A 13109-nucleotide genomic window follows, 5' to 3' on the forward strand; every position below is an offset into this window, starting at 1 on the left:
AGCCCGATGAGCCAGGCGGCGCAGAATCTGAACTGGTTGATCACCAACTTCGTGGACAACACCCCCGGGGTGTCCCACACGGTCGTGGTCTCCGCGGACGGACTCCTTCTCGCGATGTCCGAGGGCTTCCCCCGTGACCGCGCCGACCAGTTGGCGGCGGTGGCCTCCGGGCTGACCTCGCTGACCTCCGGCGCGTCCCGCATCTTCGAGGGCGGGAGCGTCAACCAGACCGTGGTGGAGATGGAGCGTGGCTTCCTCTTCATCATGTCCGTCTCCGACGGATCGTCGCTGGCCGTGCTCGCGCACCCCGAGTGCGACATCGGCCTGGTCGGCTACGAGATGGCCCTGCTGGTCGACCGCGCGGGCACGGTGCTGACGCCCGACCTGCGCGCCGAACTCCAGGGCAGTCTTCTCAACTAGCAAACAGGCAGTGCGTTTCCCGCCGCCGCGTCTTATGGTTCGGTGGCGCGACCGGCGTCAGACAGGCAAGTTGAAGGAGGAGACGTGGCAACGCCCCCTAGCGGATACCCGTACGGTTCCGGGCAGGAGTCCGGGCCTGTGGGCGAGACCCATCACAACCGCTTCAACTTCCCGTCTGCGCCGAGCCGCCGGCCGCAGCGGCCCCAGCCACCGCAGCCGGGGCCGTACGACTCCCAGCCGTACGAGCCGTCGGTGTACGACCAGCCGCAGGCACCGCGCATCCAGCCGGTGCAGCCGCCGCGGAAGCCCGAGCCCGCCCCCTCCGGGGCGAACAACCCGCTCGTGCGCCCGTACGCCATGACCGGTGGCCGGACCCGGCCGCGCTACCAGCTCGCCATCGAGGCGCTGGTCAGCACGACCGCCGACCCGGCCAAGCTGCAGGGCCAGCTGCCGGAGCACCAGCGCATCTGCCACCTCTGCCGCGAGATCAAATCGGTGGCCGAGATCTCGGCCCTCCTCTCCATCCCCCTCGGCGTCGCCCGAATCCTCGTCGCCGACCTGGCGGAGGCCGGGCTCGTCGCCATCCATCAGCCCGGCGGGGACGAGACCGCCGGCGGACAGCCAGATGTGACACTGCTCGAAAGGGTGCTCAGTGGACTTCGCAAGCTCTAGCGGTGCAGCCCGCTCCACCACCTCCGCGAAGATCGTGGTGGCGGGCGGCTTCGGCGTGGGCAAGACCACGTTCGTCGGGGCCGTCTCAGAGATCAATCCGCTGCGTACCGAAGCCGTGATGACCTCCGCCTCCGCGGGGATCGACGACCTCACGCACGCGCCGGACAAGACGACCACGACCGTGGCGATGGACTTCGGCCGGATCACGCTGGACCAGGACCTGATCCTGTACCTCTTCGGTACGCCGGGCCAGGACCGCTTCTGGTTCATGTGGGACGACCTGGTCCGCGGTGCCATCGGTGCCGTCGTCCTGGTGGACACCCGCCGCCTGGCCGACTGCTTCCCGGCCGTCGACTACTTCGAGAACAGCGGCCTGCCGTTCGTCATCGCCCTCAACGGCTTCGACGGGCACCAGCCCTACACGCCCGACGAGGTCCGTGAGGCCCTCCAGATCGGCCCGGACGCCCCGATCATCACCACGGACGCCCGGCACCGCAGCGAGGCCAAGAGCGCGCTCATCACGCTCGTCGAGCACGCCCTGATGGCCCGCCTGCGCTAGCACCGCCGCGTACCGGCCCCCCGTGCCCGTACGCCGCACCAGCCGGAAGGCCCCCACATCGCGTGATGCGGGGGCCTTCGGCGTGTCCGCGGCACGAGCCGCGAGCGGCTACTTACGCGCCGGGCACTCCTTCCAGGCGAAGTGGTACACGGTGTTGATGCTGCCGTCGGTGGAGTCCATGGCCATGAAGCTGGTGGCCTTGGGGTCGGCCGACTTGCCGTCCACCCTCAGCTCGGTGTTGATGTTGAAGTAGCGCTCCTCGCCGCAGGGCGCGTAGACGAGCGCGTCGATGTCGGTCTCGTCCGAGGACTGCCAGTTGTTGTCGTAGGGGCCGGCGAAGCTGTGGCTCTTGCGCGCCGTCTGCTGCTGGCCCTGGAAGTAGTAGTTCGCCTGCTCCAGGCCCTTGGCGCCGGGGGCCAGCGAGGCGTAACCGCGGTAGTCGGCACGGGCGATCGCGTAGGTGAAGCCCTGCGGGACGTGGACGTTGAGGGCGATCTGGCAGTTCTTGCGGGCGTCGGTGGGCTTGCTGGTGCCGCCCGCCTGGGCGAGGTACTCGCTGTAGGTGACGGTGAAGGCGGTGTTGTCGGGGGCGATGGCCACCGCGGCGCTGCCGGGTCTGCAGCCCGATCCGTTGACCGTGGCGACGGTAATGGTGATCTTGCCGGTCGGCGGGTCGTCGCCGAACCGCGCTGGTGTGGTGGGGGATGCCGATCCGGCGAGGAGCAAGGATGCCACTGCGGCACCAGCACTGAGCGTGCTGAGCATGGGCTCTTCCTTCCGGTCGTCCTAGGCCCGCGGGGCGGGAACACCAGGAGTGAGGATGACGAGCGCATGCCAGCACGGGGATCTCCCCTTGACCAGCTCTGCTCCGCAGGATTGGGGCGAACCTACGCCTTGATTCGGACGTCGGCTGCCGAATCGGAATACCCGGACGCCGAGGTACTGATGCGACGTCAACTACCTTTGTTCACAAGGAAGTTGAAACGGGAACAGGAAGGGCCCCGCAGCCGTGCCGCGGGGCCCTTCCGTGGGTGTTCGGTCAGCGCTGCCAGCTGGTCGCGCCGTGGAAGCCGGTCTGGCGCTCCAGGCGGCGCCAGCGGGCGGCGGTGGCGCGCGGGCCGGCCGGGGCGGCGGCCGGGCGGTGCGCGGCGCGGGCCAGCAGGACGGCGGTCAGGGCGGCGAGCTCTTCCTCGCTGGCCTGGCCCTTCTCCACGCGGATCGGGTCGGTGCGGTGGGCAGGATTCACGGTGTCTTCTTCTCCGTCGTCGCGTCGTCGGTGAGTCGCGGGTGCGGGATGGCTACTGGGGCGGGTTGCCGTGCTTGCGGGCCGGGAGGTCGGCGTGCTTGGTGCGCAGCATGTCCAGGGCCCGGATGAGCGTCCGGCGGGTGTCGGCGGGGTCGATGACGTCGTCGACCAGACCGCGCTCGGCCGCGTAGTACGGGTGCATCAGCTCGGACTTGTACTCCTTGACCATGCGGGTGCGCATGGCCTCGGAGTCGTCGGCCTCGGCGATCTGCTTGCGGAAGATGACGTTGGCGGCGCCCTCCGCGCCCATCACCGCGATCTCGTTGGTCGGCCAGGCGTAGGTCAGGTCGGCGCCGATGGACTGGGAGTCCATGACGATGTAGGCGCCGCCGTAGGCCTTGCGCAGCACGATGGAGATGCGCGGCACGGTGGCGTTGCAGTACGCGTACAGCAGCTTGGCGCCGTGCCGGATGATGCCGCCGTGCTCCTGGTCGACGCCGGGCAGGAAGCCGGGCACGTCGAGCAGGGTGACGATCGGGATGTTGAAGGCGTCGCACATCTGGACGAAGCGGGCGGCCTTCTCGGACGCCTCGATGTCCAGCACACCGGCCAGCGACTGCGGCTGGTTGGCGATGATACCGACCACCTTGCCGTCGAAGCGGCTCAGCGCGCAGATGATGTTGGTCGCCCAGCGCTCGTGGACCTCCAGGTACTCGCCGTCGTCGACGATCTCCTCGATGACCTTGCGCATGTCGTACGGGCGGTTGCCGTCGGCCGGCACCAGGTCCAGCAGCGCGTCGCCGGAGCGGTCGGCCGGGTCCTCGCACGGCACCGCCGGCGGGTTCTCGCGGTTGTTCGCCGGCAGCAGGGAGAGGAGGTAGCGGACCTCCTCCAGGCAGGTCTGCTCGTCGTCGTAGGCGAAGTGGCAGACACCGGACGTCTCGGCGTGCACATCGGCGCCGCCCAGGCCGTTCTGGGTGATCTCCTCGCCGGTCACCGCACGGACCACGTCCGGGCCGGTGATGAACATCTGGGAGGTCTCGCGGACCATGAACACGAAGTCCGTCAGGGCCGGGGAGTAGGCCGCGCCGCCCGCGCACGGGCCGAGCATGACCGAGATCTGCGGGATGACCCCGGAGGCCTTGGTGTTGCGCTGGAAGATGCCGCCGTAGCCGGCCAGCGCCGAGACGCCCTCCTGGATGCGGGCGCCGGCGCCGTCGTTGAGCGACACCAGCGGGGCACCGGCCTGGATGGCCATGTCCATGATCTTGTGGATCTTCGTGGCGTGCGCCTCGCCGAGCGCGCCGCCGAAGATCCGGAAGTCGTGTGCGTAGACGAACACCGTGCGGCCGTGGACCGTGCCCCAGCCGGTGATCACACCGTCGGTGTACGGCTTCTTCGCCTCCAGACCGAAGCCCGTCGCCCGGTGCCGGCGCAGCGGCTCGACCTCGTTGAACGAGTCCTCGTCCAGCAGCAGCTCGATCCGCTCGCGCGCCGTCAGCTTGCCCTTGGCACGCTGGGCCTCGGTCGCCCGCTCGCTGGGTCCGCGCCGGACCTGCTCACGGATGGCGTGCAGCTCGGCGACGCGCCCGCGGGCGTCGTTGGCGCCGGCGGGCAGATCTTCGACAGTGGTCATGTATCGACGGTACGTGTGCGGGGCGCCGCACACCGATGTCGGTTTCGTACAACGTCACATGCGTTTTGGTGGGCAGGCAGTACAGAACCCTCCTGTACGCGGCCCGCGTCCCGGCCTCCGTTCGGGTGGCCGGGCCCCGGTTCCTCTGTATGAGCCCGACAAACGGCCGCCGAGTGATGTTGTGGTGACCGGTGGTCCGCGGGCCCGGACGAGCGGCGGTCCGGCGCAGGTCAGCGCAGCCGCACCGTGCAGCGGTGGGTGGCGCAGACCGTACCGGGGCGGACCCGCAGCCGCAGGCCCGGGCCGCTCGCCAGCACCTCGATCGACGGGTCGCGGTCGAGCACCGCCCGCACCGGCCGCGACCAGGTGATCTCCACCGGATCACCGGTCCGCACGGGGGCCGCGACGCACAGCCGGGCGGTCCGCCCGCCCGGCGCCTTACGCACCAGCACGCTCGCCGGGCCACTGCTGCACAGCGGCCCGGCGCTCCCCGCCCGCCAGAAGTTCGCGGCCGTTACGCCGAGCGGGTGGACGGCGATCGCCTGGCGGCAGGCGTCGTTGGCGAGCACGGTCAGCCAGTGCGGGTCGGCGGCCCGCGCCGCGACGGCCCGCGCGGACGCTCCCGGCATCAGGAGATACGCATAACGGGCATCAACCGGATCGAGCCCGTGATCGCACCACAACGTGACATACCGCCTGGTGAACGGTTCCGGCGACGAGGTGGTGTTGATGTCGTGCCAGGAGCCGGTGCGGGCCTCGCGCAGCGCGTGCAGGGGGGTGCCGCCGGGGAAGACGTAGCCGCCGTGCCCGGCGAGGTGGGCCCAGCGGGCGCGGCGGAAGGCGGTGCGGCGGCCGAGCGTGCCGGGCTGCCGGACGCCGTCGACGGTGAGCGCGGCCGTGCCGTACTCCCCCAGGCACCGGTTGTCGACGACGGTCTCGACCGTCACGCCGTCCCGCGCGGCGATCCCGGCGCCCAGGCAGACGACGCAGTCCGCGAGCGCGAACCAGGACTTCCGGGCGCTCAGCGTCGAGGACAGCCCCCGCAGATGCTGCCCGAGGGCGGCGAATTCCCCGTCGGTGGTCCCCCCGACCCACCGGACGTCGGGCTTCGGCTCGCCCCAGCCGCCGCCCTCGTTGTCCGCGAGCGGTTTGGTGGAGACGGTCGTGCCGGGCAGCCGGTACGGATCGACGGTCGGCCAGAAGGCATCGGTGTACTGGTCCCCGCCGAAGTCCGCACCCCACCAGTACGTCATCCCCGCACCGGTGTGCCAGCCGCGGCGGTTCTCACCGTTGCCGTTCTCGTAGTACGTGATCCGGTCCGAGCACATCGCCACGTTCGCGGCCCAGCCGGGGCGGCGGTGCACGGCGCGGTCCATGGCCGCGAGGAGCCGGTGGCCGACGGACTCGGCGGCGGCGGGCCCGGGCCCGTCGGCGATCTTCCGCAGCCGGGCGAGGTCGGCGACGCCGTACTGCCGGTCGGTGAGGACCGGCAGGGTGCGGTCGCGGGCGATCCAGCCCTTGACCATCGCGTGCCAACGGTCCCGTTCGGCGGCGCTCGCGCTCTCGCCGAGCAGCGCGATGGCGGCGATCAGCGCATGCCCGTGGTAGTGGTCGCTGCGCAGCACCCGCCGCTCGTCGTTGCGGAGGTAACCGCGGCTGATCGCACGGCCGTTGACGCTGTCCATCATCAACCCGTTGTGCAGCAGCGGCGCGTACGCGTGCGCCACGCTGTCCGCGATGATCTGCCGCCCCGGATCGGTGACCTCCCACTCCGACCCGTCGAGCAGCGCGAACAGCCGCCCCAGCCCGTCCAGCAGAACGTAGCCGTAGGTACCGGAGTAGGCGACCCAGGTGTGCTGCACGAACGAGCCGTCGGCGTAGAGCCCGTCGCCCTCGCTGACGTACGGGAAGACCGGCGAGAGAGCGTCCCGGGCCAGTGCGATCTTGGCGGGCGCCCGGCCGAGGATGCCGCGCAGGGCGACCACCCGGCACAGGTCGACGCGGTTGGCTCCGGTGCTGGTGCCGGTGTAGTCGCCGAGCATCGTGTCCGGCACGAAGTGGTCGACGGCGGCGAGACAGCGCCCGCGCAGTTCCTCGGTCAGCCCGCCCGGCAGCCGCTCCTCCACGTACACCAGCGTGTCGAGGAGGAGCCTCGGACTCCCGATCTGCCACTCCCACCAGTTGCCGTAACGGGTGGTGCCGGGGTGGTAGACGGTGTCGTCCAGATGCGCGAGTCCTTGGCGGACGGCGTCGGCGAGGTCCGGGTCTCCGGTGTGCCCGGTCCCGGCCTGGGCACATGCCTGGGCCATCGTGTTCAGCCGGCCGTAGCTCTGGGTGATGCCGGAGGGCGGGTCGTACGGGCAGTCCGGCCACAACGAGCCCGCGGCCGGCCGCATGCTCGCCAGGAACCCGGCGGCGAGTGCGCCGGTCTCCTGAAGCACGGCCGCGTACGGCGGGGCGTCCGGGTCGAACCCGGTCCCGAGCGAGAGCTCGCACCAGCGGCGCCGTAACAGGGCGTACGGGTCCTCGGCCCCGTACGCGACCGGTCCCGCGAGCCCGCAGGCGCTCACGGCGGACAACGTGAGAAAGCCTCTGCGCTTCAGCACGCTTGTAGCATCCCCACGTTTTTGCGGGGCCTACCACGTACCCGTCTCTCCCGCCGTCGTTGTTGCTCGCCGTTGCGCGCTTTGCGGCGCCCCGCACGTACCCGGCTTTCCCGCCGCGGGGCTTGTTCGCCGTTGCGCCTGGCGGCGGGCGTGGTGTGTCGGGTGCGGTGCCGGCCCTCCAGACTTCGTCCTCCGGTCCACCCCCTCCCGTGAGTGGGAGGTGAGGGCTGGTTGGGGGCGGGCCTGGTCTGTTGGCTGCACGCTCGTGGGCACTACGTGCACCCCCACCGGCTTTAACTTTCCCTCTCACGGGAGGGGGCGGGCCGGAGGGGCCGGTTGTGTGGACGTAAAGCGTCAGCAGTCCACACAACCGGCCCCGGAGGCCCGTCACCGCACCCAACAACCACCTGGCCCGCCGCAGGCGCAACGGCGAGAAACCACCGCGGCGGGACAGCCAGGTACGTGGGGAGTTATTCCTGCGGCTCGACCCCAGCCCGCAGCAACCCGTACGCGTACGCGTCGTCCAGTGCCTGCCAGGACGCCGCGATGACGTTTTCCGCTACGCCGACCGTGGACCACTCGCCACGGCCGTCGCTGGTGGAGACCAGGACGCGGGTGATGGAGCCGGTGCCGAGGGCGCCTTCCAGGATGCGGACCTTGTAGTCGACGAGTTCCATGTGGGCGAGCTGCGGATAGATCCGCTCCAGGCCCACCCGCAGCGCGCGGTCGAGCGCGTTGACCGGGCCGTTGCCCTCCGCGGTGGCGACGATCCGCTCGCCCTTGGCCCACAGCTTCACGGTCGCCTCGTTGGCGTGCGTGCCGTCGGGGCGGTCCTCGACGATCGCCCGCCAGGACTCGACGGTGAAGTAGCGCAGGGCCTTGCCGCGGACCTCCTCGCGCAGCAGCAGTTCGAAGGAGGCGTCGGCCGCCTCGTACGTGTAGCCGGCCAGTTCCCGTTCCTTGACGCGTTCGACGACCCGGCCGACCAACTCGCGGTCGCCGCCCAGGTCGATGCCCAGTTCCTTGCCCTTGAGCTCGATGGAGGCGCGGCCGGCCATGTCGGAGACCAGCATCCGCATCGTGTTCCCGACCAGCGCCGGGTCGATGTGCTGGTAGAGGTCCGGGTCCACCTTGATCGCGGAGGCGTGCAGACCGGCCTTGTGGGCGAAGGCGGAGACGCCGACGTAGGGCTGGTGGGTGGAGGGGGTGAGGTTGACGACCTCGGCGATGGCGTGCGAGATCCGGGTGGTCTCGGCGAGCTTGCCCTCGGGCAGCACCTGCCGGCCGTACTTGAGCTGCAGCGCGGCGACGACCGGGAAGAGGTTGGAGTTGCCGACCCGCTCGCCGTAGCCGTTGGCGGTGCACTGGACGTGGGTGGCGCCGGCGTCCACCGCGGCGAGGGTGTTGGCGACCGCGCAGCCGGTGTCGTCCTGGGCGTGGATACCGAGCCGGACGCCGGTGTCCGCGAGGACGGTCCGGACGACCGCGGTGACCTGCGCGGGAAGCATCCCGCCGTTGGTGTCGCAGAGCACCACGACATCCGCACCGGCCTCCCCGGCCGTGCGGACGACCTGCTTGGCGTAGACCGGGTCCAGCGCGTAGCCGTCGAAGAAGTGCTCGCAGTCGAGGAAGACCCGGCGGCCCTGCGAACGGAGGTAGGCGACGGTGTCCCGGACCATCGCGAGGTTCTCCTCCGGGGTGGTGCGCAGCGCCAGTTCGACGTGTCCGACGTGGGACTTGGCGACCAGCGTGATGATCGGGGCCCCGGAGGCCAGCAGGGCGGCGACCTGGGGGTCGTCCTCGACGCGGACGCCGGCCTTGCGGGTGGCGCCGAACGCGACCAGCTGCGCGTGCCGGAAGTCGATCTCCTCGCGGGCGCGCTGGAAGAACTCGGTGTCCCGGGGGTTGGCGCCGGGCCAGCCGCCCTCGATGAAGCCGACGCCGTACTCGTCGAGGTGCCGGGCGATGGTCAGCTTGTCGGCGACGGTGAGGTTGATGCCCTCGCGCTGCGCACCGTCGCGGAGGGTGGTGTCGAAGACGTGGAAGTCGTCGGGCACCGCGCCGGCGGGACGGGGGGCGGGCGACGGGGAGGCTTGGGGTGCGTCCGTCATGCGGTCTGGCTCCTGTCGGGTTCTCGGTCTACCGGAATAACCGGTGCCACCGCCCCTCCATGCTCCCTCGCGCTCCGCCTCCGGTGGGGTGTGGGCCGGAAACGAAAAAACCTCTCGCGGGTGCGAGAGGTCTGCGCGCGGGTCTGGGACGACGGTGGCCGCGCCGTACTCGGGTCGTACGGGGCGGTCACTGCGGACCGGCGCGCCTGCTGCCAATAATCATGGCGAACGAGAGCACGGTCCGCAGTGTGCCATATCGGACGCACTGCGCACTCGGCGGTCTCACTATGCGGGCGGCGTGTCCACGGCGGCCCAGCGGCGGAGCGCGGCGGTGGCCCGGGCGCGGTCCCCCGGCGACAGCTTGTCGAAGCGCACGTGGTGGCCGGTGTGCGGGGCCAGGTAGACGTGGGCGTCACGGCTGCCGGGGCCGGTACGGAACGGTTGGGACCGGACGGGGTCGTTCTCGCCGTAGACGAACGTCAGCTCACTGCCGTGGTGGCGCACCCAGCGGTCGATGTCCGGCATGGCCCGCGGCTGGAAGCGCATCGGGATGTGCCGCGGCACGAGGGTGCGGATCCGCTGGATTCCGGGGTAGCGCAGCATGCCGGCCAGCTGCGGGGCGGCCCGCTCGGTCATGCCGAGCTGGGTGCCCAGCTGGTAGAAGGACGCGGTGACCAGGGAGACGTAAAGGTCGGTGTAGCCCTGGAGGCCCATCACCCCGTCGAACCAGGCGTAGAGCGCCGCACCGGTCGCGGAGCGTCCGGGGATGCGGCGGCAGCCCGCCTCGCCCTGCCCCATCCAGAAGCGCTCCGGCAGCATCAGCGTGGTGAATTCCAGCAGCCGGTCGGCGCTGCCGACGATGTGCAGGGTGTCGCCGTGGGCGGCGGCGGAGCGGGCGATGCGGCCCGCCGTCTCCGTCCTGCGGGCTCCCAGCAGCTGGCGCTGGACCGCGGTGAGCGCACGGCGGCAGGCGGGGCTGCCGACCCGCTCCAGGAAGCGGTCCTCGGCGGCGCCGTCCCGGGCGTCGGTGATGTCGGGCGCCGAGTACACCACGGAACCGGCCACGTCGTGCGGGTAGAAGCGCCGGTGGTAGACGGTGGCCATACCGCTCTTGCTGCCACCGGTGGAGATCCAGGCGGCGCGGTAGATCGTCTTGAGCGCCCGCACGATCCGGTGGTGGTCGGTGGCCGCCTGCCAGATGTCGAGCTTGGTCCAGTCGGTGGGATGCGGGGTGGAGGTGCCGAAGTAGCGGTGCTCGACGCTGATCTGGTTGCTGTCGAGGATCTCGGTCGGCTCGGCGCGCAGGGCGGGGTCCTGGTAGTCGAGGTCGTAGCCGTTGGTGTTCAGCACCATCGGCCGGTCGGTGGCGCGGTGCAGCAGGAACAGCCGCTGCTCGAAGGTGCCCCGGTCGGGGTGCCGGTGGTCGACCGGCTGGCGGTAGCGCAGTTCAAGCGCGCGGTAGCCGGCCGGGGCGGGGTTCTCCTTGACCACCCGCATGCCGGGGATGGCCGAGAGCCGGGCGGAGAGGTCGTCGGCGGCCGGGCGGGCAGCGACCTCACGGGCGGCGGCCGGCCGGCCCTCGGCGGGCCGGGCCGGCGCTGCGGACGGGGCCGCGGCGCCCGAGGCCAGCAGCCCCGTCAGCAGCAGCGGCATGAGGAGGTACCTGGTCTTCTTCATGCCGCCCAGCCAAGCCGCCGGGGGCCGGGGCGCGGATCCCCCGGAGACGGGAACGGCCTCCCCTGGGCAGGGGAGGCCGTTTTCGGCCGGGAGACCACCTCAGTCGGCGGCGGGCGCCCCCACGGGCGAGCGGTCGGCACCCGTGCCTGCGGCCGGCCTGCCGACCCGGTGCAGATCGATGGTCCGGGTCTCCCGCATGGTGATGTAGACGATCAGCGAGACCGCGGCGCAGCCCGCCACGTACCAGTAGTAGCCGGACTCGATGCCGCCGTTCTTGAACCACAGGGCGACGTACTCCGCGGTGCCGCCGAACAGCGCGTTGGCGATCGCGTAGGGCAGGGCGACGCCCAGGGCGCGGATGCCGGTGGGGAACAGCTCGGCCTTCACACAGGCGTTGATCGAGGTGTAGCCGGTGACCACGACCAGCGCCAGCAGTGACAGCCCGAGCGCCGGCCAGAAGCTGCCGGCGTGCCTGAGCAGCATCATGATCGGCACGGTCAGGAAGGTCGACCCGACCGCGAAGGTGATCAGCAGCGGCCGCCGCCCGATCCGGTCCGACAGCTTGCCGGCGAACGGCTGCAGGCACATGAAGAGGAACAGCGCGCAGAAGCTGACCAGCGAGGCGGTCGGCTTGGCCATACCGGCGCTCTGCGAGAGGTACTTGGTCAGGTAGGTGGTGTACGTGTAGTAGGCGACGGTGCCGCCCATGGTGAGGGCGATGACCAGGAACGCCTCGCGCTTGTGGGCCAGCAGCGCCTTGATCGTGCCGCGCTCGGGGTCGGCCTGGGCGCCCTCGTCGTGGGCGTAGACCTCCGTCTCCAGCATGTTGCGCCGCAGGTAGAAGACGATCCCGGCGCCCAGCGCGCCGACGATGAACGGGACCCGCCAGGCCCAGCTGTGCAGCGCGTCCTCGGACAGGGTGCGCTGGAGCACGATCTGCAGCCCGAGGCCCAGCAGCTGGCCCGCGGTCATCGACACGTACTGGAAGCTGGAGGCGAAACCGCGCTGCCCTTCGGCGGACGCCTCGGTCAGGTAGGTGGCGCTGGCCGCGTACTCCCCGCCGACCGAGAGGCCCTGCAGCATCCGGGCGAGGAGCAGTACGGCGACCCCGCCGTAGCCGGCGGCGGCGTACGTGGGCGCGATCGCGATCAGGATCGCCGAGGCGGACATCAGGGTGACGGTGAGTGTCAGGGCGGCCTTGCGGCCCTTGCGGTCGCCGATCCGGCCGAGCAGCCAGCCGCCCACCGGCCGCATGAAGAAGCCGACGGCGAAGATCCCCATGGTGTTCATGAGGTTCGCCGTGTCATTCCCCTTGGGGAAGAACGCATCCGCGAAGTACACCGCGAAGCTGGCGTACACGAACCAGTCGAACCACTCGACCATGTTGCCGGCCGAGCCGACCCAGATCTTCTTCCACTGCTCTCGTCCCATAGCCGATCACGGTCGCGGACCGGTCGTCCTTCGGCAAGGGAGCGCACGGCAACGATCGGGCGTATTTACGTGCGTTGTGGTCACGGGGCGGCGCGCGTCACCGGCCGCGGGTCGCCGTGCGCGGTCGGCTACGGGCGCGGGACGCTGAGGGATTCGTCCAGGAAGTCCCGTATGTGGTCGCGGACCTGTTCGCGGTCGGTGCCGGGCAGGCCGACGACGAGGTGGGTGCCGAAGCCGTCGAGCAGGGCGCGGGTGCGGGTGGCGAAGCGTTCGGCGTCGACGGGGCGGAACTCGCCCTTGGACGCGCCCTCGACGAGGAGCGCCACCAGGTCGCGGTGCCAGGCGAGTTCGAGTTCCAGCTGGCGTTCGCGGGTCTCGTCGTCGGCGTTCTGGGAGCGGTTCCAGACCTCCAGCCAGAGGGTCCAGCGCGGGTCGCGGTGGCCCTGGGGGAGGTAGAGGTCGATCAGTGCGTCCAGCCGCTCGCGGGCCGGGACGCGGCGGGAGAGGGCGGCCCGGCGCTCGGCGCCGAGCTGCTCCTCGCTCCACTGGAGGGTCTGCAGCAGCAGCTCGTCCTTGGTCCCGAAGTAGTACAGGATGTGGCCGCTGCTCATGCCGACCTCACGGCCCAGACCCGCCATGGTCAGCCGGTCCAGGCCCTCCGCGGCGATGGTGGCCATCGCCGCGGCCAGGACCTGCTCGCGGGGCTGGTTGAGCCGGCGCCGGGGACGGCGCACGGGACCGGGCACGGGGA

Annotated in this window: 11 protein-coding genes; 3 read left to right on the top strand and 8 right to left on the bottom strand. The window is 71.1% G+C overall.

Annotated elements, in window-relative coordinates:
• The first annotated feature begins 6 nt into the window (after positions 1–6).
• The 3 genes from V2J85_RS18705 to V2J85_RS18715 all read left to right on the top strand — a co-directional run bounded on the left by V2J85_RS18705 (position 7) and on the right by V2J85_RS18715 (position 1651).
• Entirely contained in the window at positions 7–420 is a 414-nt protein-coding gene (locus tag V2J85_RS18705) for a roadblock/LC7 domain-containing protein (RefSeq protein WP_018087204.1), read from the top strand.
• 84 nt (positions 421–504) lie between these two features.
• Positions 505–1092 (top strand): DUF742 domain-containing protein, encoded by a 588-nt coding sequence (locus V2J85_RS18710; protein WP_261955491.1) that lies wholly within the window; start codon positions 505–507, stop codon positions 1090–1092.
• Positions 1073–1651 carry a GTP-binding protein gene (locus tag V2J85_RS18715; protein WP_073447656.1) on the top strand — a complete coding sequence of 193 codons (579 nt, stop codon included), beginning with the start codon at positions 1073–1075 and terminating at the stop codon, positions 1649–1651. Before V2J85_RS18710 ends, V2J85_RS18715 begins: the two co-directional genes overlap by 20 nt.
• A gap of 108 nt (positions 1652–1759) precedes the next feature.
• Here V2J85_RS18715 and V2J85_RS18720 read toward each other — a convergent pair whose 3' ends face one another.
• The 8 genes from V2J85_RS18720 to V2J85_RS18755 form a co-directional block, all read right to left on the bottom strand.
• The gene (locus V2J85_RS18720) at positions 1760–2416 is read right to left on the bottom strand and encodes a DUF4360 domain-containing protein (RefSeq protein ID WP_261955492.1); all 657 of its coding nucleotides are present in this window, start codon (positions 2414–2416) and stop codon (positions 1760–1762) included.
• 274 nt (positions 2417–2690) lie between these two features.
• On the bottom strand, positions 2691–2897 hold the full coding sequence (locus V2J85_RS18725) for an acyl-CoA carboxylase epsilon subunit (RefSeq protein WP_261955493.1): 207 nt from the start codon (positions 2895–2897) through the stop codon (positions 2691–2693).
• Positions 2898–2949: 52 nt separating this feature from the next.
• Positions 2950–4533: an acyl-CoA carboxylase subunit beta gene (locus tag V2J85_RS18730; RefSeq protein WP_030416121.1), complete on the bottom strand. Its 1584-nt coding sequence runs from the start codon at positions 4531–4533 to the stop codon at positions 2950–2952.
• 230 nt (positions 4534–4763) lie between these two features.
• The gene (locus tag V2J85_RS18735) at positions 4764–7139 is read right to left on the bottom strand and encodes a polysaccharide lyase 8 family protein (protein WP_419836805.1); all 2376 of its coding nucleotides are present in this window, start codon (positions 7137–7139) and stop codon (positions 4764–4766) included.
• 470 nt (positions 7140–7609) lie between these two features.
• Complete coding sequence (gene cimA, locus V2J85_RS18740; protein ID WP_261955496.1) at positions 7610–9250, bottom strand: citramalate synthase; 1641 nt, start codon at positions 9248–9250, stop codon at positions 7610–7612.
• 285 nt (positions 9251–9535) lie between these two features.
• Positions 9536–10927: a S28 family serine protease gene (locus tag V2J85_RS18745; protein ID WP_330822250.1), complete on the bottom strand. Its 1392-nt coding sequence runs from the start codon at positions 10925–10927 to the stop codon at positions 9536–9538.
• A 99-nt stretch (positions 10928–11026) separates the two neighbouring features.
• Positions 11027–12358: an MFS transporter gene (locus tag V2J85_RS18750; RefSeq protein WP_261955498.1), complete on the bottom strand. Its 1332-nt coding sequence runs from the start codon at positions 12356–12358 to the stop codon at positions 11027–11029.
• A 128-nt stretch (positions 12359–12486) separates the two neighbouring features.
• Positions 12487–13104 (bottom strand): TetR/AcrR family transcriptional regulator, encoded by a 618-nt coding sequence (locus V2J85_RS18755; protein WP_261955499.1) that lies wholly within the window; start codon positions 13102–13104, stop codon positions 12487–12489.
• Between the last annotated feature and the right edge of the window lie 5 nt (positions 13105–13109).

Origin of the sequence: Streptomyces bugieae (assembly GCF_036352915.1) — a bacterium.
Classification (GTDB): Bacteria; Actinomycetota; Actinomycetes; order Streptomycetales; family Streptomycetaceae; genus Streptomyces; species Streptomyces endophytica.